The sequence below is a fragment of the Polymorphospora sp. NPDC051019 genome (assembly GCF_040683055.1).
GTDB lineage: Bacteria > Actinomycetota > Actinomycetes > Mycobacteriales > Micromonosporaceae > Polymorphospora > Polymorphospora lycopeni.
The window spans coordinates 155,792-174,242 of sequence record NZ_JBFBCH010000018.1 but is presented as its reverse complement, the minus strand read 5'-3'; the positions used below and the strand labels follow the sequence as shown (position 1 = coordinate 174,242).

16 protein-coding genes are annotated in these 18,451 nt (G+C 71.9%); 8 read left to right on the top strand and 8 right to left on the bottom strand.

Going from position 1 to position 18,451, the window contains the following annotated elements; translation table 11 throughout:
• Positions 1–660: 660 nt before the first annotated feature.
• From ctaD to AB0M79_RS27340, 3 genes are all read right to left on the bottom strand, one after another.
• On the bottom strand, positions 661–2,664 hold the full coding sequence (ctaD, locus tag AB0M79_RS27350; protein ID WP_364218706.1) for a cytochrome c oxidase subunit I: 2,004 nt from the start codon (positions 2,662–2,664) through the stop codon (positions 661–663).
• A gap of 86 nt (positions 2,665–2,750) precedes the next feature.
• The gene (locus AB0M79_RS27345) at positions 2,751–3,104 is read right to left on the bottom strand and encodes an STAS domain-containing protein (protein WP_364218704.1); all 354 of its coding nucleotides are present in this window, start codon (positions 3,102–3,104) and stop codon (positions 2,751–2,753) included.
• Positions 3,105–3,241: 137 nt separating this feature from the next.
• The gene (locus tag AB0M79_RS27340; protein WP_364218730.1) at positions 3,242–3,691 is read right to left on the bottom strand and encodes a DUF4383 domain-containing protein; all 450 of its coding nucleotides are present in this window, start codon (positions 3,689–3,691) and stop codon (positions 3,242–3,244) included.
• A 276-nt stretch (positions 3,692–3,967) separates the two neighbouring features.
• Between AB0M79_RS27340 and AB0M79_RS27335 the strand changes: the two genes are divergently transcribed.
• The 3 genes from AB0M79_RS27335 to AB0M79_RS27325 all read left to right on the top strand — a co-directional run bounded on the left by AB0M79_RS27335 (position 3,968) and on the right by AB0M79_RS27325 (position 8,796).
• Entirely contained in the window at positions 3,968–5,746 is a 1,779-nt protein-coding gene (locus AB0M79_RS27335; protein WP_364218702.1) for an ABC transporter ATP-binding protein, read from the top strand.
• A gap of 64 nt (positions 5,747–5,810) precedes the next feature.
• Positions 5,811–8,105 (top strand): accessory Sec system translocase SecA2, encoded by a 2,295-nt coding sequence (secA2, locus tag AB0M79_RS27330; protein ID WP_364218700.1) that lies wholly within the window; start codon positions 5,811–5,813, stop codon positions 8,103–8,105.
• 184 nt (positions 8,106–8,289) lie between these two features.
• Positions 8,290–8,796: a DUF2231 domain-containing protein gene (locus AB0M79_RS27325; RefSeq protein ID WP_357543895.1), complete on the top strand. Its 507-nt coding sequence runs from the start codon at positions 8,290–8,292 to the stop codon at positions 8,794–8,796.
• A gap of 65 nt (positions 8,797–8,861) precedes the next feature.
• Here the strand turns inward: AB0M79_RS27325 and AB0M79_RS27320 are convergent, their stop codons facing one another.
• The 3 genes from AB0M79_RS27320 to AB0M79_RS27310 form a co-directional block, all read right to left on the bottom strand.
• Positions 8,862–9,539, bottom strand: a complete 678-nt coding sequence (locus tag AB0M79_RS27320) for a nucleotidyl transferase AbiEii/AbiGii toxin family protein (protein WP_364218698.1) — start codon at positions 9,537–9,539, stop codon at positions 8,862–8,864.
• Positions 9,536–9,874: a hypothetical protein gene (locus AB0M79_RS27315; protein ID WP_357543923.1), complete on the bottom strand. Its 339-nt coding sequence runs from the start codon at positions 9,872–9,874 to the stop codon at positions 9,536–9,538. The genes AB0M79_RS27320 and AB0M79_RS27315 overlap by 4 nt, the downstream gene beginning before the upstream one ends.
• Before the next feature lie 282 nt (positions 9,875–10,156).
• Entirely contained in the window at positions 10,157–10,852 is a 696-nt protein-coding gene (locus tag AB0M79_RS27310; RefSeq protein WP_364218696.1) for a DUF305 domain-containing protein, read from the bottom strand.
• A gap of 145 nt (positions 10,853–10,997) precedes the next feature.
• Between AB0M79_RS27310 and AB0M79_RS27305 the strand changes: the two genes are divergently transcribed.
• Positions 10,998–12,512: a hypothetical protein gene (locus AB0M79_RS27305; protein ID WP_364218694.1), complete on the top strand. Its 1,515-nt coding sequence runs from the start codon at positions 10,998–11,000 to the stop codon at positions 12,510–12,512.
• 177 nt (positions 12,513–12,689) lie between these two features.
• On the opposite strand, the gene AB0M79_RS27300 is transcribed toward AB0M79_RS27305, so the two are convergent.
• Positions 12,690–13,838 carry a cellulose binding domain-containing protein gene (locus AB0M79_RS27300; RefSeq protein ID WP_364218692.1) on the bottom strand — a complete coding sequence of 383 codons (1,149 nt, stop codon included), beginning with the start codon at positions 13,836–13,838 and terminating at the stop codon, positions 12,690–12,692.
• Between the two features lie 204 nt (positions 13,839–14,042).
• Between AB0M79_RS27300 and AB0M79_RS27295 the strand changes: the two genes are divergently transcribed.
• The 4 genes from AB0M79_RS27295 (at position 14,043) to AB0M79_RS27280 (ending at position 17,834) form a co-directional block, all read left to right on the top strand.
• Entirely contained in the window at positions 14,043–14,747 is a 705-nt protein-coding gene (locus tag AB0M79_RS27295) for an MBL fold metallo-hydrolase (RefSeq protein ID WP_364218690.1), read from the top strand.
• Between the two features lie 120 nt (positions 14,748–14,867).
• A complete protein-coding gene (locus tag AB0M79_RS27290; RefSeq protein WP_364218688.1) occupies positions 14,868–16,412 on the top strand; it encodes a ricin-type beta-trefoil lectin domain protein in 1,545 nt (514 codons plus the stop codon).
• A 68-nt stretch (positions 16,413–16,480) separates the two neighbouring features.
• Positions 16,481–17,167, top strand: coding sequence for a TetR/AcrR family transcriptional regulator (locus AB0M79_RS27285; protein ID WP_364218686.1), 687 nt, complete (start codon positions 16,481–16,483; stop codon positions 17,165–17,167).
• A complete protein-coding gene (locus AB0M79_RS27280) occupies positions 17,160–17,834 on the top strand; it encodes a hypothetical protein (protein WP_364218684.1) in 675 nt (224 codons plus the stop codon). Before AB0M79_RS27285 ends, AB0M79_RS27280 begins: the two co-directional genes overlap by 8 nt.
• Here AB0M79_RS27280 and AB0M79_RS27275 read toward each other — a convergent pair.
• Complete coding sequence (locus AB0M79_RS27275; protein WP_364218682.1) at positions 17,771–18,448, bottom strand: isochorismatase family cysteine hydrolase; 678 nt, start codon at positions 18,446–18,448, stop codon at positions 17,771–17,773. The two genes, AB0M79_RS27280 and AB0M79_RS27275, sit on opposite strands and share 64 nt — an antisense overlap.
• Positions 18,449–18,451: the final 3 nt, after the last annotated feature.

Here is an 18,451-nt window from a genome sequence, read left to right as displayed (position 1 = left end):
TGGCTCGCTCCGCTTCGCGCCGCCTGGATGCACCGTCTTCGCCCTGCGGGCCGCGACCGCTTCGCGGCGCGGTCCTCGGGCTCCAGACGGTGCGGCGGCGCTCGGTCGACTCGCGACTTGGGTCGCGGTCTAGGGCTGTCCGCCGATTGCTTCGTTGAAATGTCCCGCTCTTCGGTGGTGACCGCCGTCGCGACGCCCGCCACCAGTGTCCGCTTTGTCGGAACCGCGTGTGGTGGCCATTGTTGATCTGGGCGGGAGAGACCTTATCCGGCGCGGGTAAGGTTCCTTCCGCTCAGATCAACGTCACGCCCGGCAGCACCCGTGTGAGGTTGCCGTGGGAGTTGTCCCTTTTGTCTTCGTCAGGGCTGCGAGCGGGCGCTGCGGCGGTCAGGGTGAGCGCCAGCGGGTCCTACCGGGCGACCGTCGCGGACCCGCGACGTTCGGCGAAGCAATCGGCGGACAGGGTTGACCGCAACCAGAGTCGCGAGTCGACCGAGCGCCGCCGCACCGTCTGGAGCCCGAGGACCGCGCCGCGAAGCGGTCGCGGCCCGCAGGGCGAAGACGGTGCACTTGGGCGGCGCGAAGCGGAGCGAGCCAGCCGAGCCGAAGGCGAGGCCAGCTAGCACCGAGCCGGCCCCGCCGGAGGCGGGGCCAGCTAACTCAGTCTTCCTCGTCGGAGTGGCGGCCGGTGCGCCAGCGTTCGTTGGCTTGCCTGCCACCACGGTCGTCGCCGATGAGGCGTTCGTCGGGCTCGCTGGGTTCGAAGTGTTCGCGGCGTACCTCGTCGGGGTCGGGGACGTTGACGGGGCGGGCGCCGGAGCGCGGGTCGGGGTGCCAGTCGCGGGCGGCGTGGGCGCCGTGGGCGCCTTCGGCACTGGGTGCGATGTCGGCCGGGGTGGGCCGGGCGGGGTGGAGTTCTTCGGTGATGTCCTGCGGCGGTTTGGTGGACCGCTGCGGGAGGTCGCGGCCGAGGTCGGCGACGAGTGGGCCGTACTTGGCGTCGAAGGCGGGGCGTTCGGAGCGGATGCGGGGCATCTTGTCGAAGTTGCGCAGCGGCGGCGGGCAGGTGGTCGCCCATTCCAGCGAGTTGCCGAATCCCCACGGGTCGTAGACGTCGACGGCGCGGCCGAACCGGTACGACTTCCAGACGTTCCAGATGAAGAAGAGGGTGGAGACGCCGAGGACGAAGGAGCCGATGGTGGAGATGGCGTGCCAGGTGGTGAAGCCGTCGGTGGGCAGGTAGTCGGCGTACCGGCGGGGCATGCCGGCGGCGCCGAGCCAGTGCTGGATGAGGAAGGTGATGTGGAAGCCGACGAACATGGTCCAGAAGTGGATTTTCCCGAGCCGCTCGTCGAGCATGCGTCCGGTCATCTTGGGGAACCAGAAGTAGATGCCGCCGAACGCGGCGAAGACGATCGTGCCGAAGAGCACGTAGTGGAAGTGCGCGACGACGAAGTAGCTGTCGGTCACGTGGAAGTCGACCGGCGGGCTGGCCAGCAGCACCCCGGACAGGCCGCCGAGCAGGAAGGTGACCAGGAAGCCGGCGGCGAACAGCATCGGTGTCTCGAAGGTCAGTTGGCCCTTCCACATGGTGCCGATCCAGTTGAAGAACTTGATCCCGGTGGGTACGGCGATGATGAAGGTGGCGCCGGCGAAGAACGGCAGGAGGACCACTCCGGTGGCAAACATGTGGTGTGCCCACACGATCATGGAGTAGGCGAAGATGGCGATGATGGCGAAGACCATGCCCTTGTAGCCGAACAGCGGCTTGCGGGCGAAGACCGGGATGATCTCGCTGATGATGCCGAAGAACGGCAGCGCGACGATGTAGACCTCGGGGTGGCCGAAGAACCAGAACAGGTGCTGGTAGAGCACCGGGCCGGCGTGCGACGGGTCGTACACGTGGGCGCCGAGCTGGCGGTCGGCGAACAGGGCCAGCAGGGTCGCGGCCAGCAGCGGGAAGACCACGATCGCCATGAGCGCGGTGATCAGGATGCTCCAGGTGAACAGCGGCATCCGGAACATCGTCATGCCCGGGGCGCGCAGGATGACGATGGTGGTGATGAGGTTGACCGAGCCGAGGATGGTGCCGAGGCCGGAGAGGACCAGCCCGATGATCCACATTCCGGCGCCGACGCCCGGGGTGTTGGCGGCGTCGCTGAGCGGCGTGTACGCGGTCCAGCCGAAGTCGGGTGTGCCGCCGGGAGTGAACAGGCCACCGAGCACGAGCAGCCCGCCGAGCAGGTAGAGCCAGTACGCCAGCGCGTTGAGCCGGGGGAACGCCACGTCCGGGGCACCCACCTGCAGCGGTACGACGTAGTTGCCGAACCCGAACACCAGCGGGGTGGCGAACAGGAACATCATGATCGTGCCGTGCATGGTGAACATCTGGTTGTACTGCTCGGGGGAGAGGAACTGCATCCCGGGCTGGCCCAGTTCGGCGCGCATCAGCAGTGCCATGATGCCGGCGATCAGGAAGAACCCGAACGACGTGATCAGGTAGAGCAGCCCGATCTGCTTGGCGTCGGTGGTGCCGAGCAGTCTGCTCAGCGCGGAGCCGCGCGGGCTGCGCCGTACCGGACCGGGGTAGCCGGTGATGCGGCCCGGCGCCACGATGATCGGTGTCCGGCCGCGCTCCTCGGTCGGCGTCCCCTGCCTGGCCATTCGCCCTCACCCCGTCCACGACCGTGCGAAAAGTCGGCCGTGCCTACCCCTTAGCGGGGCGTTGAAACATCCGGGGTGGAAAAAGGTCAGGCGGGGGCTATCCGGGCTCCCAGGCCGTCGCCGTCGGGCGGCAGGCCGAGCAGTTCGGCGACGCCGGTGATCCGCAGCACCCGGTCGACGACGGGTTGCGGGTCGCGTACGGCGAGGGCGGCGCCCCGGGCCAGGGCGGTCGATCGGCCGTCGAGCAGCACGCGTACGCCGCTCGAGTCGAGGAACGGCACCTCGGCGAGGTCGACGGTGACCTCGGTGACGCCGGACCGGGACAGCGCGGTGGTCAGTTCCTGACCGAGCCGCTCCTCGGTCTCGAGGTCGACGTAGCCGCGCACCCGGACGACCACCCTGCCGTCGCCGGCGGACTCGGTCCGTACGTCGAGCGCCATACCACCCCCACCTCCGCTGCCACCACTGCGGCGACAACCGTACCCATTGGCCTCAAAGGCCATGCCAGCAGGCGACCGCCGCCTCCCGACGGAGCGGGAGGCGGCGGGGTCGTCCGGGCCGGCGCGGCCGGTAGCGGTCAGCGGCGGGCCGGTGGCCGCTGCCCGGCGCCGCGGCTCGAGATCAGGCCCAGGGCGATCAGCCCGACGCCGAGGCCGAGGTGCAGCCAGTTGTCGGCGGTGTTCAGCGGGATGAAGTTCGCCGGGCTGTCGTAGCTGACGGCGAGCCCGTAGAGCCACAGGATCAGGTAGATCGCACCACCGCCGATCAGGAACGTGCGGGCGGCGGCGGCCGTACGCGACATCGCCAGTCCGGCGACGCCGAAGGCCAGGTGCACGATGTTGTGCAGTACCGAGGTCTGGAAGATGCCCAGCAGCTTCGCCTCGGAGTGGTGCCCGGCGAACTGCAGGGCGTAGTAGTCCGTGGTGATGCCCGGTATGAACCCGAGGATCCCGATAATCAGGAAGATTATGCCGGCCGTGGCCGCGAACGTACGGGCCAACGGTCGTCCCGTCGTGCTGCGGGCCATCGTGGCCCGGGCAGTCGGGGCACCGCTTCTGCTCACCATGTCGCTTCACCTCCATCGACGTGATCCGGTCACGCGTTCCCGTCCGCCCCGGTCACAAACGACCGTCCGCCGCGATCGCGGACGCGGCGCCGGACGGATCCGGCGGATCGGGGCGAGGTGGCGGGAAGGCGGCACGGGGAACGGGGCGGCGCCGGGAGGCGGATAACGTATCGGCATGACCGAGCGGAGCGGGGCGGGTGCGTGACCGAGCGGGGCGGGGCCACGAAAGGGCTCAGGGTGCGTCGGACGGCCGGCGGGCGCGGTGCCGGCGGGGGCCGGCGGGTCGGGCTGTCGGCCCTGTTGCCGTACCTGCGTGACCACCGCGGCACCCTCGCGGTCGTCGCCGTGCTCTCCCTGGTCGGCGCCGGGGCGTCGTTGGCCCAGCCGCTGCTGACCCGGGCCGTGCTCGACGGCATCGGTGCCGCCCGGCCGGTCGCCGGCGTCGTCGCCCTGCTCGTCGTCCTGCTGGTGGTCGGCGCCGCCCTGTCCGGGCTGCGCGACTACCTGCTGCAACGCACCGCCGAAGGGGTCGTCCTGCACACCCGGCGGCGGCTCGCCGGCCACCTGCTCCGGCTGCCGATCACCGAGTACGACCAGCGCCGCACCGGCGACCTGCTCTCCCGGGTCGGCGCCGACACCACCCTGCTGCGCGCGGTCGTGACCTCGGGCATGTTCGAGCTGGTCACCGGCTCGATCATGGTGGTCGGCGCGACCGTCGCGATGCTGCTGCTCGACCCGCTGCTCTTCGGGGTCACCGCGGTCGGGGTGGCCGCCGGGCTGACCATCGGCCTCGTCTTCGCCCGCCGGATCCGTGGCCTGTCCCGCGAGGCACAGGCCCGGATCGGCGAGATGACCTCCACGATCGAGCGCGCGATCACCGCCGCCCGCACCATCCGCGCCTCCCGCGCCGAGGACCGGGAGACGGCCGGGGTCACCGGCAGCGCCACCGAGGCGTACGACGCGGGCCTGCGGGTGGCCCGGTTGCAGGCCCTGATCGGCCCGGCCAGCACCACCGCCATCCAGGGCTCGTTCCTGCTCGTGCTCGGCGTCGGCGGCGCCCGGGTCGCCAACGGCGCGATCAGCGTCGGCGACCTGGTCGCGTTCATCATGTTCCTGTTCTTCCTGGTCCTGCCGCTCGGGCAGGCCCTGCGCGCCTACACGCAGTTGCAGAGCGGCCTCGGCGCGCTGGAGCGCATCGAGGAGATGTTCGAGCTGCCGGTCGAGGGCGCGACCGACCGGCCCGGCGCCGTCCCGACCGGCACCGCTGCCGCCGCCGCGCCGGCCGGGGCCGCCCTCGAGTTCGACCGGGTCGGATTCGGGTACGCCGGCGGGCCGCCGATCCTGCACGACGTCAGCTTCGCCGTGGCCCCCGGCACCCGTACCGCGCTCGTCGGCCCCTCTGGCGCCGGCAAGTCGACGCTGCTCAGCCTCGTCGAGCGGTTCTACGAGGTGGACAGCGGGACGGTACGGCTGGCCGGCCGCGACATCCGGGACCTGCCCCGCGCCGCGCTGCGCGCCCAACTCGGCTACGTCGAGCAGGAGGCGCCGGTGCTCGCCGGCACGCTGCGCGAGAACCTGCGGCTGACCGCGCCCGAGGCGACCGACGCCCAGATGTACGCCGTACTCGACGAGGTCAACCTGCGCGGTATCGCCGACCGCGCCCCGGAAGGGCTCGACGTCCAGGTCGGCGAGGGCGGCGTGCTGCTGTCCGGCGGCGAGCGGCAACGGCTGGCCATCGCCCGTACCCTGCTCGCCGGCCCGCCGATCCTGCTGCTCGACGAGCCGACCAGCAACCTCGACGCGCGCAACGAGGCGGCGCTGCGCCGGGCGATCGACGCGGTGGCCGTACGCCGGACGCTCCTGATCGTCGCCCACCGGCTGTCGACCGTGGTCGACGCCGACCAGATCGTGGTGCTCGACCACGGCCGGGTCGTCGCCACCGGCACCCACCGCGAACTGACCGAATCCAGCGACCTCTACCGCGAACTGGCCACCCACCAACTCCTCGTTCCCTGATCCACGCCGATCCGGCGGAGGTGGGGACTGGAAGCCGGCGAAGTTTCGCGTACCGTTTCCGCTCATGGGTGTGTCGCAACGGTTGAAGAACAGGGTCCGGCGTTTCCTCCAGCGCCCGGGGACCACGGTCGATCTGGCCCCGCTGGAGAAGCTCCTGCCGGCGATCGAGAAGCGCGAGGACGAGCTGGCCGCGCTCGACGACGCCGAGCTGACCGAGGCGGCCGGCAAGGCCGAGAGCTTCACCGACATCTGCGCGGTCGGGCGTGAGGCCGCCAAACGCGGCCTCGACCAGCGGCCGTACGACGTCCAGCTCCTCGGCGCGATGTCGCTGCTCGCCGGCAAGGTCGCCGAGATGGCCACCGGTGAGGGCAAGACGCTGACCGCCACCATCGCCGCGTACGGCCACGTCCGGCGCGGCAACGGCCCGGTGCACGTGCTGACCGTCAACGACTACCTGGCCCGCCGCGACGCGCAGTGGATGGAGCCGGTCTACACCCTGCTCGGCCTGTCCGTCGGCTGGGTCACCGAGGCGTCCACGCCGGAGGAGCGCAAGGAGGCGTACGCCAGGGACGTCACCTACGTGGCGGTCAGCGAGGCCGGCTTCGACTTCCTGCGCGACCAGCTCGTCACCGACATCGAGGACAAGGTCCGGCCGCCGCTGGCGACCGCCATCGTCGACGAGGCCGACTCGATCCTGATCGACGAGGCCCGGGTGCCGATGGTGCTCGCCGGCTCGGTCCCCGGCGAGCAGGACCCGGTGCACTCGGCCGCCGAACTGGTCAAGGGCCTGCGCCCCGGCAAGCACTTCGAGGTGGCCGAGGACGGCCGCAGCGTGGCCTTCACCAGTGACGGCCTGGCGACCGTCGAGGCCAAGCTCGGCGACATCAACCTCTACGCCGACGAGAACGTCGCCCAGTTGTCGGCGGTCAACGTCGCCCTGCACGCCCACGCGCTGCTGCACCGCGACGTCGACTACATCGTCCGCAACGGCGGCGTCGAACTCGTCGACGAGATGCGCGGCCGGGTCGCCCAGCGGCGCCGCTGGCCGGACGGCCTCCAGGCCGCCGTCGAGGCCAAGGAGGGCTTGAACGCCACCGCCGAGGGCGAGGTGCTCGGCACCATCACCGTCCAGGGCTACATCGCGCTCTACCCGACGGTCTGCGGCATGACCGCGACCGCCGTCCTCGTCGGCGACCAGCTCCGCGAGTTCTTCAAGCTCGAGGTCGCGGTCATCCCGCCGAACACCCCGTGCATCCGCGTCGACGAGCCGGACCGCATCTACGCCACGCGGGCGGAGAAGGACGAGGCGCTGATCGACGAGATCGCCCGCTGCCACCAGGAGGGCCGGCCGGTGCTGGTCGGCACCCTCGACGTCAAGGAGTCCGAGGCGCTGGCGAAGGGCCTGGAAGCCGCCGGTGTGCAGTGCGTCGTCCTCAACGCCAAGAACGACGACGAGGAGGCGGCGATCATCGCCGAGGCCGGCGCGTACGGCGCGGTCACCGTCTCCACCCAGATGGCCGGCCGCGGCGTCGACATCCGGCTCGGTGGCAGCGACCAGTCCGACCGGGAGCGGGTCGCCGAACTCGGCGGCCTCTACGTGATGGGCAGCGGGCGGCACGACAGCCGCCGCGTCGACGACCAGTTGCGTGGCCGGGCCGGCCGGCAGGGCGACCCGGGCGCCTCGGTCTTCTTCGTCAGCCTCGAGGACGACCTCGTCGTACGGCACGCCCCGGACGCCGTACCGGCCTCGCCGCGGATGAACGCGGACGGCCTGGTCACCGACGACCAGGTCGACTTCGCCGTCGAGCACGCCCAGCGCATCGCCGAGGGCGTCAACCACGAGATCCACCGCAACACCTGGCGCTACAGCGTCGTGATCGAGCAGCAGCGCAAGGCCCTCGCGGAGCGGCGCGAGCGGCTGCTCACCAGCGAGGTCGCCGCGCTGATGCTGCTCGACCGCTGCCCGGAGAAGGCCGGTGACCTCGACGAGGACATCCTGTCCCGGGCCGCCCGGTCGATCGCGCTCTACCACCTCGACCGGCTGTGGGCCGAGCACCTCGCCGAGTTGTCCGAGGTGCGCGAGGGCGTACACCTGCGGGCGCTCGGCCGCCTCGACCCGCTCGACGAGTTCCACCGGGCCGCGGTGCCCGCGTTCAACGCGCTGATGCCGGCGATCGAGGAACGCACCGTGGAGACGTTCGAGGAGACCGAGTTCGGCGACGACTGGGAGCCCGACGAGTCCGAGCTGACCCGCCCGAGCGCCACCTGGACCTACCTGGTCCACGACAACCCGTTCGGGTCCGAACTCGACCGGCTCATCGCCGCGGTCGGCCGCCGGCTCACCTCCGGCGGTCGCTGACCGTACGACGTACGCCGGGCCGCTTCCGTCATCTCGGGAGGGGCCCGGCGCCGGCCGTCCTCCGGTCGGGTGATGCCCGAATACACGCTCCAGGCATGTCTGTCCCGTGCGGGGTGGTTTCTGCCACCCTGGCAGGGGTACCGATGGCAACGGCACTGTTGACGGACCTGGGGGAGTGGTCACGGTGAATAGTCGTCTGAAGGTGTCGGGCCATCCGATCCAGCCGATGCTGGTGACGTTCCCGCTCGGCCTGTTCGTGTGCGCGACCCTGTTCGACATCGCCGACGTCGGTGGCGGGCCGGCGTTCCTGGGCGAGGTCAGCTACTGGATCACCGTGGCCGGGCTGGTCGCCGCGGCGCTGACCGCCGTCGCCGGCATGATCGACCTGTGGGACGTGCCGGCCGGCCCGACCCGCCGTACGGTCGTCACGTTCAACCTCGTCAACGCCGGCATGGCCGCGCTGTTCGTGCTGGTGTGCCTGATGCGGGCCGGCACCGCCGACCGGGGCGCCAACGGCGGGCTCGTCGCCGTCGAACTGCTCGCCCTCGCCGTCGGCGCGTTCGGCGTACGGCTGGGTGCCATCCTGGTGCGCCGGTTCGACGAGGCGGCCGACGACGCCACCACCTTCGACGCGCTGCGGCCGACCGCTGAGATCGGCCGGGGCACGATCTACCGCGCCACCGCCCGCTGACCGGCCCGGGCCGGGATCGCGGCCGCGCCGCCCGGGTTCGGCCGGCGGCGTGGTCCGGCCCGGTGTCAGGCGGCGTCTGCGGGACGGGGCCAGCCGGCCAGCTTGGCCCGCAGCTCGGCGATCGCGGGCGGGGTGAGCCCGTAGCGGCCGAAGAGCCGGTCGTCCATCGCGTCCAGGTGGGCGCCGACCCGGACGACGTCCTCGGGATCCAGCGCCGGATCGGCGCGGTGCCCCAACGCCAGCAGTTCGCCCAGGTCGTAGCGTTGCAGCGCCGCGGCCGCGTCGATGTAGTCGCGCACCTCGCGCCGGTTGACCAGTGCCGCGATCTTGCCGGCCACCAGGTCGTCGATGTGCATGACCGGCCCGAGGTCCATCACCACCGGCGCCCGGTGCCGGTCGAGGCGGCCCAGCGTCAGCCGCAGTTCCCGACCCTCCCGCCCGACGACCAGGTCGGCGAGGTCGTGGTCGAAGCCGTGGAACAGATCGCCCAGCTCGCTGTCCGGCTCCTCGGCCCGTACGTCGAAACCGGCCGCCTCGAGCGCCGCCCGCACCTCGTCACGCGCCGCGCCGACCGGTGCGTCGACATCGCTGAACAGGTCGATGTCCTCGGTCGGACGGTGCACGACGCCGTGCAGCACCAGCGCGAGACCGCCACCGAGGGCGAAGCCGTGCCGGCGGGCGACCCCCAGGGCGATACGGGCGACGTCGGCGAAGATCGGGTCCAGGGATGGTGCGGTGGTCACGTCGCGCGGCGCAACTGGGCGTGCCGGCCCTCCCAGGCCCGGCGGACTCCGCGGGGCAGGTTGAGGGTCGGCCACAGCCGCACGAGGGTGTTGCCGTCGAGCCAGCGGCGCAGTTCGTCACCGCGGATCGCCTCGCGCAGCACGTTCTCGTACATCCAGCGCAGCTCGACGGGATCGTCGAGGTCGAAGGTGCGGTCCGGCGCCCAGAACAGCCGGACGGGCAGCTCCACGGTGCCGCGGACCGGACCGCGCAACTCGGCGAGGTCGCCGATGACGCGCGCGGCGCGACCGGGCCGGGCCGGATGGAGCACGGCCCCCGGCGGCTGACCCGTCACGGCACCCATGCGTCACAGCGTAGGTCCTGCTCGACCGCCCGCACCACCTCGTCGCGCCGATCAAGGTGAACTTGCGCGACAAACCACCTCAAATCCGGCCCATCATCTCCATGATCGCGCATCGGGGAGACGGGGTCGCCTCAAGATCCGCTTGATCCGGGGGCTCGTGAAGATCCGCGTGATCAGGGGCCCTGTACTCCGACGCGCCGACGACACGCCCGACCTGGTCCCTGATCACGCGGATCATGGAGGCGGGCGGGCGGGCGGGGCGGGGAGTGGGGGTCAGGTTGGTAGGAGGGCGCGCATTCGGGTGATCTCGGCGGCCTGCTCGGCGGCTACGTCGTTGGCGAGCTTCTCCACCTCGACGTCGATGCCGGCCCGCAGGACGTCGGTGGCCATCCGGATCGCGCCCTCGTGGTGGCTGATCATCATCGCCACGAACTTCCGGTCGAAGTCCGCGCCCCGGGCGGCGGCGAGGTCCCGCATCGCCTCGGGGGTCTGCATGCCGGCCATGCCCTCGCTCTGGTGACCGTGCCCCGCCGCGTCGGCGTCGATGCCGCGCGCCTCCAGCCAGGCCCGCATCACCAGGATCTCCGGGGCCTGGCTGGACCGGATGCGGTCGGCGATGGCGACCAGGCCCGGGTTCTCGGCCCGGTCGGCGGCGAGCGTCGCCATCTGGAGTGCCTGGGTGTGGTGCGGGATCATCATCCGCAGGAACCAGGTGTCCATGGTGTTGTAGGTCTGGCCCGGGTTGGTCGGGATCTGGTCGGGGGCGAGGACCGAGGCGGACTCGCCCGGGCGGCCGGGCACCACGACCGGGGCCGCCGGTTCGGCCGGCGTCGGCGACGCGGCCGCGGTGGGCCGGGCGGCGCCGGTGTCGTCGCCGTCACCGCGCAGGAAACCGGCCATGACGATGCCGACGACCAGTACGGCCGCGCCCGCGATGGCGGCGATGGTGCGCCGGTGCGTCGACGTCACGGGCACCTCCGGTGCGGGTGGGGATTGTCGGGAGTGTATTGGTTCCCGAAAGGTCATCAATGTGACTCGCATCACATCGATGGCTGCTGGTCGTCGGTAAGGTGTCCAGCATCATCAATCCCTTATCCCTGTGAGGGGTGCCGCTATGAACAAACCTTCCCTACCTGGGGCGCGGCAGTTCAAGTTCTTGGCGGTGGGGGCGGCAGCCCTCCTTTTCGTCAACCTCGTGGCCGCCGTACCCGGCAACGCGCAGGCACCGGTCGACCAGTGCGCCCCACTCGTCGGATCGGGTGACGACTTCGCCGAGCTGTGCCTGACCGAGCAGGAACTCACGGCGATGGACACGACCGGCGCCGATCTCGGTGTCGACGAGATCGCCAGCAGCCGCAACATGCGGCAGATCGCCAACGTCCCGAAGCAGGCGCCGTTCAACACGCAGGCCGCCCTGGGGACGGACATCGCGTTCCAGGGGCGCTACGCCTTCGTCGGCAACTACGACGGGTTCGTCATCTACGACATCAAGAACCCGCGCTCGCCGAAGATCACGTCGCAGGTGCTCTGCCCCGGCGCGCAGAACGACGTCTCGATCTACGGCGACCTGCTCTTCCTGTCGACCGACTCGTCGCGCAGCGACGACTCCTGCTCCAGCGTCTCCCAGACGGCGAGCAACGCCGCGTCCTGGGAGGGCATCAAGATCTTCGACGTCAAGGACAAGCGCAACCCGCGCTACATCAAGTCCGTCGAGACCAACTGCGGTTCGCACACCCACACGCTGGTGCCGGGCAAGGACCACCGCAACGTCTACCTCTACGTCTCGTCGTACGGCCCCAACGCGTCGTTCCCCGACTGCCAGCCGCCGCACGACCTGATCTCGATCGTCAAGGTGCCGGTGCGGGCCCCGACCGACGCCCACGTGCTGTCGGCCCCGGTGCTCTTCCCGGACGGCGGCAACCCGGGCGGCAACGGCAGCTCGACGACGAGCGGCTGCCACGACATCACGGTCTTCCCGAAGAAGGACCTCGCCGCGGGCGCCTGTATGGGCGACGGCGTGCTCTTCGACATCGCCAACCGTGAGGCGCCGCGGGTGATCCACACCGTCCGCGACACCACCAACTTCGCGTTCTGGCACTCGGCGACGTTCACCAACGACGGCAGCAAGATCGTCTTCACCGACGAGCTCGGTGGCGGTGGCGCGCCGACCTGCAACCCGACCATCGGCCCGACCCGCGGCGCCAACGCGATCTACCACCTGGAGGGGCGGGGCGACAACCGCAAGCTGGTCTTCAAGAACTACTGGAAGATCCCGCGGACCAACGGCCCGACCGAGAACTGCGTGGCGCACAACGGATCGCTGATCCCCGTCCTCGGTCGCGACATCATGGTCCAGGCCTGGTACCAGGGCGGCATCTCGGTGTGGGACTTCACCGACTCCGCCCGGCCGTTCGAGATCGGCTACTGGGAGCGCGGCCCGGTCGACGCGAACCGCATCGTGACCGGCGGCGCCTGGTCGACCTACTACTACAACGGCTACATCTACTCCAGCGACATCCAGAAGGGACTGGACGTACTGGAGATCAACGACTGGCGTACCTGGACCGCCAAGCTCCAGTGGTTCCCGGAGCTCAACGTCCAGACCCAGCCCGGTTACTGGGACTTCTGATCCGCCACCGGCGGACCGACCACCGGCCCGGCTCCCCGATTCGGGGAGCCGGGCCGGTCCCGTTTTCCCGCCCCTCACGGGCCGCAGCCCGGGGATCAGGGAGTAGTCCTGAACCGGACGGATCCGGCACGACTACTCCCTGATCGCGGGAGAACACCCGCCGGACGGGGGCGGGCGTCAGGGGCTGGTGCAGGTCGCCGCCGGGGTCGCGGCGGGGGTGCCGGTGCCGAGGTAGCCGAACGTCACCGACGTACCCGGGTTGAGCGAACCGTTCCAGCCGACGTTGCCGGCGGTCACCGCCCGGCCGGTCTGGGTGACGGTCGCGTTCCACGCCTGGGTGACCTGCTCGGCACCGGCGTAGCTGAACCGCACCGTCCAGCCGCCGATCGACGCCGTCCCCGCGCGTACGGTCACCTCGCCCTGGAAGCCGCCCTGCCACTGGTTGACGATCCGGTGGGTGGCGGTGCACCCGCCGACCGGCGGCGGGGTGGTGGGCGGTGGAGTGGTCGGCGGCGGCGTCGTCGGTGGCGGGGTGGTCGGTGGCGGGGTGGTCGGGGTGACCCCGCCGAGGGCGGCGGTCAGGGCCGGCAGCCACCGGTCGGCGATCCGCCGGTCGCCGGCGGCGTTGGGGTGCACCCCGTCGTAGGTGTCGGTGGCGGTGCTGAATCCGGTCCACTGGTCGACGACCACGACCGGCGATCCCGCCCTGCTCTTGGCGGCGGCCCAGGCCGGGATCGCCGCGTTGAGCGCGACCACCCGCTGCCCGCACTCGCCACAGGTGGGCGGCGCCATCGGGATGAGCTGCGCGACGAGGACCGTCATCGCCGGGTTGCTGGCCCGCATCTGGTCGACGAGCTTGTCGTACGCCGCGATGATGGTCGCCGTCGGCACGTTGCTCCAGGCGTCGTTGGTGCCGAAGTGCATCAGGACGATGTCGGGGCGGGTCGCCGACAGCCAGCTGGGCAGCTGGTTCTGGTTGGCGACCGTGGTGACCAGTGCGCCGCCGTGGCCCTCGTTGTCGCCGTCGTACGGCACTCCGCAGCCCTGCGGGCCGAGCGTGCCGACGAAGTCGATGTCGGTGTGACCGGCGGCGGTCAGCGAGTTCCACAGCATGGCGCGCCAGCAGCCGGGCGAGCCGGTGATGGAGTCGCCGAGCGGCATGACGCGGGTGGGGGCGGCGGCCGCGAGGGCGGCGGGGCCGGATGCGGGTCGTGGGTCGGGCGTGCCCGCGACGGCGGGCAGGGCGGCCACCGCGGTGGCGGCGAGCAGGCCGAGCACGGTGGCGACCGCGGCCGGGAGTGCCCGGCGGGTGGGCCTTCGGAGCATGGGGAACCGTCTCCTGTCACGGTGATGGAGAAAGTGAGGTCTGACGGCCCGGTGCTCCCGCCGTATTCAATCAGCTCCCGTCGATGACAGCAATGCCGGCCGTGGTGCGGGATGGCAGCAATGCCGGCCGCGGTGCGGCATGACAGCAATGCCCGCCGGCGGGGCGGAATGGCGGCGCGGGCCGGGGCGGGCGAGGATGGGGCGGTGACCCCGCATGCAACCGTGTCCAGGCTGGACCTGGGATATTTCGTCCGACCGGCCGACGAGGTCGGCGGTCCGCTGCCGAGGGTGGAGCCGGTGCTGGCCTACCTGGTGCGCCGGCCGGAGGGGCTGCTGCTGTTCGACACCGGCATCGGGGCCGCCGACCCGGAGACCGAGGCGCACTACCGCCCGGTGCGGCGCCCGCTGGCCGGGGCGCTGGCGGCGGTCGGGGTGGCCGTCGACGACGTGTCGGTGGTGGTCAACTGCCACCTGCACTTCGACCACTGCGGCGGCAACCCGCTCTTCGCCGGCCGGCCCATCCTGGTCCAGGCGACCGAGTTGGCCACCGCCCGCGCCGGTGACTACACGTTCCCGGAACTGGTGGACTTCGCCGGGGTCAGCTACCGGGAGGTCGACGGCGAGGCCGAGATCTGGCCGGGGGTCCGGGTGGTTCCGACGCCCGGGCACACCGCCGGGCACCAGTCGCTGGTGGTCCGGGAGCCGGACGGCACGGTGGTGCTCGCCGGGCAGGCGCACGACTTCGCGTCGCAGTTCGGGTCGGACGAGCTGGCCCGGCGGGCCGGGCGCGACGGTGTGGCCGCGCCGCTGCCGGACTACCGGCCGTGGGTCGACCGGCTGCTGGAGTTCGATCCCCGGCGGGTCGTCTTCGCCCACGACGGGGCGGTCTGGGAGCCCTCCGGGAGCTGACGACCTGCTTCTATCGGCGGGTTTGCATGTATTGACAGGTCGTGTCGAAACAGTGAAGACTCTTTAGAGAGAGCGCTCTCACGTCCTCGTCAGTACGCCGTACCCCCGAAGGGAGTCCGCATGAGACGGACCCTGAGTGCGTTCGCGTCCGCGGCCACCGTCGCCGCGACGCTGGTGGCGATCCCGGCCGCCCCCGCCCTCGCCGCGCCCGCCGAAGCCCCGGACGCCGCCCCCGTCGTCGTCGCCCCCGTCGACGTGCCCGCCCCGATGCTCGCCGCCATGCAACGCGACCTCAAGCTCACCGCCGAGCAGGCCAGAGCCCGGCTGGCGACCGAGGCCGCCGCGCCGGCCCTGGAACGCCGGCTGCGCGCCAGCCTGGGTACGTCCTTCGGCGGCGCCTGGCTCGAGGGCGACGGCAGCCGCCTGGTGGTCGGCGTGACGTCGGCCGCCGACGCCGCCGCCGTACGCGCCGCCGGTGCGCAGCCGCGCCTGGTGACCCGTACCGAGAAGCAGCTCGACTCGACCCGGGCGACGCTGGACGCCAACGCCCGCAAGGCCGGTTCCGCCGTCCACGCCTGGTACGTCGACCCGGCCAGCAACAGTGTCGTGGTGGTCGCCGAGGGTACGGGCGCCGCCGACTCGTTCGTCCGCGGCGCGGGCGCCGACGCCCGCGGGGTGCGGGTCGTCGCCTCGACCGAGGCCCCCCGCACGATGTACGACATCCGGGGCGGCGACCAGTACCTGATCAACGGCAACACGCTGTGCTCGGTCGGGTTCTCGGTGGTCGGCGGGTTCGTGACCGCCGGGCACTGCGGCGGTGTCGGCAGCGGCACCGCCGGCTACAACAACGTCGCGCAGGGCACCGTGCGCGGCTCGTCGTTCCCCGGCAACGACTACGGCTGGGTGCAGACCAACGCCAACTGGACCCCGCGGCCGTGGGTCAACAACTACGCCGGTGGCAACGTGACCGTGGCGGGCTCGCAGGAGGCGGCGATCAACGCCTCGGTGTGCCGTTCGGGCCGGACGACCGGCTGGCGCTGCGGCGTGATCCAGGCCAAGAACGTCACGGTCAACTACGCCCAGGGCGCGGTGTACGGGATGACCCGCAGCAACGCCTGCGCCCAGGGTGGCGACTCCGGCGGGGCGTGGGTCTCCGGCAACCAGGCGCAGGGCGTAACCTCCGGCGGTTCGGGCAACTGCACGACCGGCGGCACGATGTACTTCCAGCCGGTCAACGAGATCCTCGGCGCGTACGGCCTCACCCTGGTCACCACCGGTGGCGGCAGCACCAGCCGGATCATCGGATACGCGAACAAGTGCATCGACGTGCCGAGCTCCAACGGGGTCGACGGCCAGTACCTGCACCTGTGGACGTGCAACGGCACCAACGCGCAGAACTGGACGTTCCCCGGCGACGGCACGATCCGCGCCTTCGGGCTGTGCATGGACGTCGCCTGGGGTTCCACCGCCAACGGCGCGGTGATCCAGTTGGCGCGCTGCAGCGGCAACCCGGCCCAGCAGTTCGTCCTCAGCGGCGCGGGTGACCTGGTCAACCCGCAGGCCAACAAGTGTGTCGACGTGAGCGGCTGGAACTCCAACGACGGGGCCCGGCTGGTCCTGTGGGAGTGCCTCGGCGGCGCCAACCAGAAGTGGCGGCGCGGCTGATCCGGTAGCGGAGCCCCTTCCGCGGTCAGGCGCGGGAGGGGCTCTTTGCCGCGTGCTAATTTGGTCGAGTGACTAAGTTAGTCGACCGACCAAATGGTGCGAATGGCACAGGTGGTGAGAACGGCCCAGGTGACGGGAGCGGCCCAGGGGGTGGCGACCCGGCGGGCGGTGGCCCGGGGGCCGACGGTCCGGGGCGCGGTGACCGGCGGCGGACCGACCTCGTCGAGGCCGGCCTCGACCTGCTCGCCGAATCCGGCTGGCCGGCGGTGACCAGCCGGCTCGTCGCCGCCCGCGCCGGCGCCAACGTCGGGCTCGTCCACTACCACTTCGGCGGCATGCCCCGGCTCCGCGTCGAGATCGCCCGCCGTGCCACCGACCTGCTCGTCCGGCCCGTCGTCGACGAACTGGTCGGCTGCCCCGACCCCCGGGCCGCCGGCGAACTGGTCCGGGCCGCGGCCGGACTGCCCGGCGACGACCGGGCGGCCCGGCTCACCGTCGAGATCACCGCCGCGGCCATCCGCGAACCCGAGGTCGGCCAGGTGCTGCGCGAGGCGTTCGCCGACGCCCGGCGGCGGATCGCCGACTGGCTCGGTCAGCTACATCCACACTGGACGACCGCCCGGCGGGCCGACACCGCGACGCTGCTCACCGCCGCCCTCGACGGCCTGCTCCTGCACCGGATGCTCGATCGCGACCTGGCGGCCGACGGCGCCGTCGCCATCCTCGCCACCCTGCTGGAGGCCGACGATGACTGACCACCCGCTGCCCGCCGCCGTGCCGCCGAGCCGGAGCGGGGCGGCCGGCCGGCCCGGAGCCGGCGGCTGGCTCTTCGGTCCCGGCGCGACCCGGGCCGAGCAGGTGTTCGCCTGGTTGGCCGCCGCGGCCGGCCTGGCCGCCGTCGGCGTCGCCGCCCTCGATCTGGACTGGTCGTGGTGGCAGGTGCTGGTGGCGGCCGTGCTCGTCGTCGACCTGGCCGGCGGCGTGGTCGCCAACGGGCTCGACTCCGCCAAGCGCTTCTACCACGGTCCGCCCCCGGCCCACCTGCGGGCGACCGGCCGGTTCCTGCACCACCCGGTCGGCTTCGCGGCCGTGCACGTCCAGCCGATCGCCATCGGGCTGCTCTTCGCCGGTGGCGTGTGGTGGTGGGGAACCCTCTGGTGGGCCGTCGCGCTGGCCGGCACCGTACTGGTGAACCGGCTGCCCGCCCACCTGGCCCGCCCGGCCGCCCTACTGGTGGTGACCGGGACGGTCTTCGCCGCACCGGCGGTGCCGGGACCGGACGGCTTCTGGTGGCTGCCGGCCGTACTGACGCTGAAACTGGTGCTCGCCCACGCCGTCCCCGAAGGGCCGCGCCGGACTCAGGACGCCTCGATCATCGCGACGACGTCGACGGTGGGCCGCACGTCACCGAACGTGCGGTAGATCGTGTGGAGCGCGGCGTTGTGATCCCGGTCCCGTAGTGCCGCGTTGGCGTCGGCGACCATGATGACCCGATAGCCCAGGGTACTGGCGTCCCGCGCGGACGATTCGCAGCAGACGTTGGTGACCGTGCCGGTGATCAGGACCGTGTCGACACCCCGTGCGGCGAGCAGGTCGGGCAGCGGGGACCGGCCCGGGAAGAAGGCGCTCGCCGCGGTCTTCTCGACCAGCAGGTCGCCGTCGTGGATCTCGAACTCGTGCCACAGCCGGTCCCGAAGCGGGCCGGTGCCACCCGAGCGTCGGTACATCTCGGCGACCCGCGGCCCGTAGAACTCGACGGCCACCGCCGGCTGCCCGTCCGCCCCGGGCAGCACCCAGGCGACCGTCCCGCCGGCCCGGCGCAGGGTGTCGGCGATCCGGCCGATGTTGGGCACCACGCCCCGGCAGTATTCGTTCTGCGTCACGAAGAACGGCACCATGTCGACGACCACGAGTGCCGTCCGGTGTGGATCGAGGTGGCCGAACGCGTGCCGCCGGCCGCGCCGCGCCTCCTGCCGGGCGTACTCCCGATCCTCGATCAGCCATGCGTGGACCCTGCGCTGCCCGTCGGCCGCCATGGC

Coding starts and splice junctions, on each gene's coding strand:
- AB0M79_RS27290 (WP_364218688.1), top strand. CDS start 14,868: ATGAGACGGACCCTGAGTGCGTTCGCGTCCGCGGCCACCGTCGCCGCG.
- secA2 (WP_364218700.1), top strand. CDS start 5,811: ATGGGTGTGTCGCAACGGTTGAAGAACAGGGTCCGGCGTTTCCTCCAG.
- AB0M79_RS27345 (WP_364218704.1), bottom strand. CDS start 3,104: ATGGCGCTCGACGTACGGACCGAGTCCGCCGGCGACGGCAGGGTGGTC.
- AB0M79_RS27340 (WP_364218730.1), bottom strand. CDS start 3,691: ATGGCCCGCAGCACGACGGGACGACCGTTGGCCCGTACGTTCGCGGCC.
- AB0M79_RS27305 (WP_364218694.1), top strand. CDS start 10,998: ATGAACAAACCTTCCCTACCTGGGGCGCGGCAGTTCAAGTTCTTGGCG.
- AB0M79_RS27280 (WP_364218684.1), top strand. CDS start 17,160: ATGACTGACCACCCGCTGCCCGCCGCCGTGCCGCCGAGCCGGAGCGGG.
- ctaD (WP_364218706.1), bottom strand. CDS start 2,664: ATGGCCAGGCAGGGGACGCCGACCGAGGAGCGCGGCCGGACACCGATC.
- AB0M79_RS27275 (WP_364218682.1), bottom strand. CDS start 18,448: ATGGCGGCCGACGGGCAGCGCAGGGTCCACGCATGGCTGATCGAGGAT.
- AB0M79_RS27300 (WP_364218692.1), bottom strand. CDS start 13,838: ATGCTCCGAAGGCCCACCCGCCGGGCACTCCCGGCCGCGGTCGCCACC.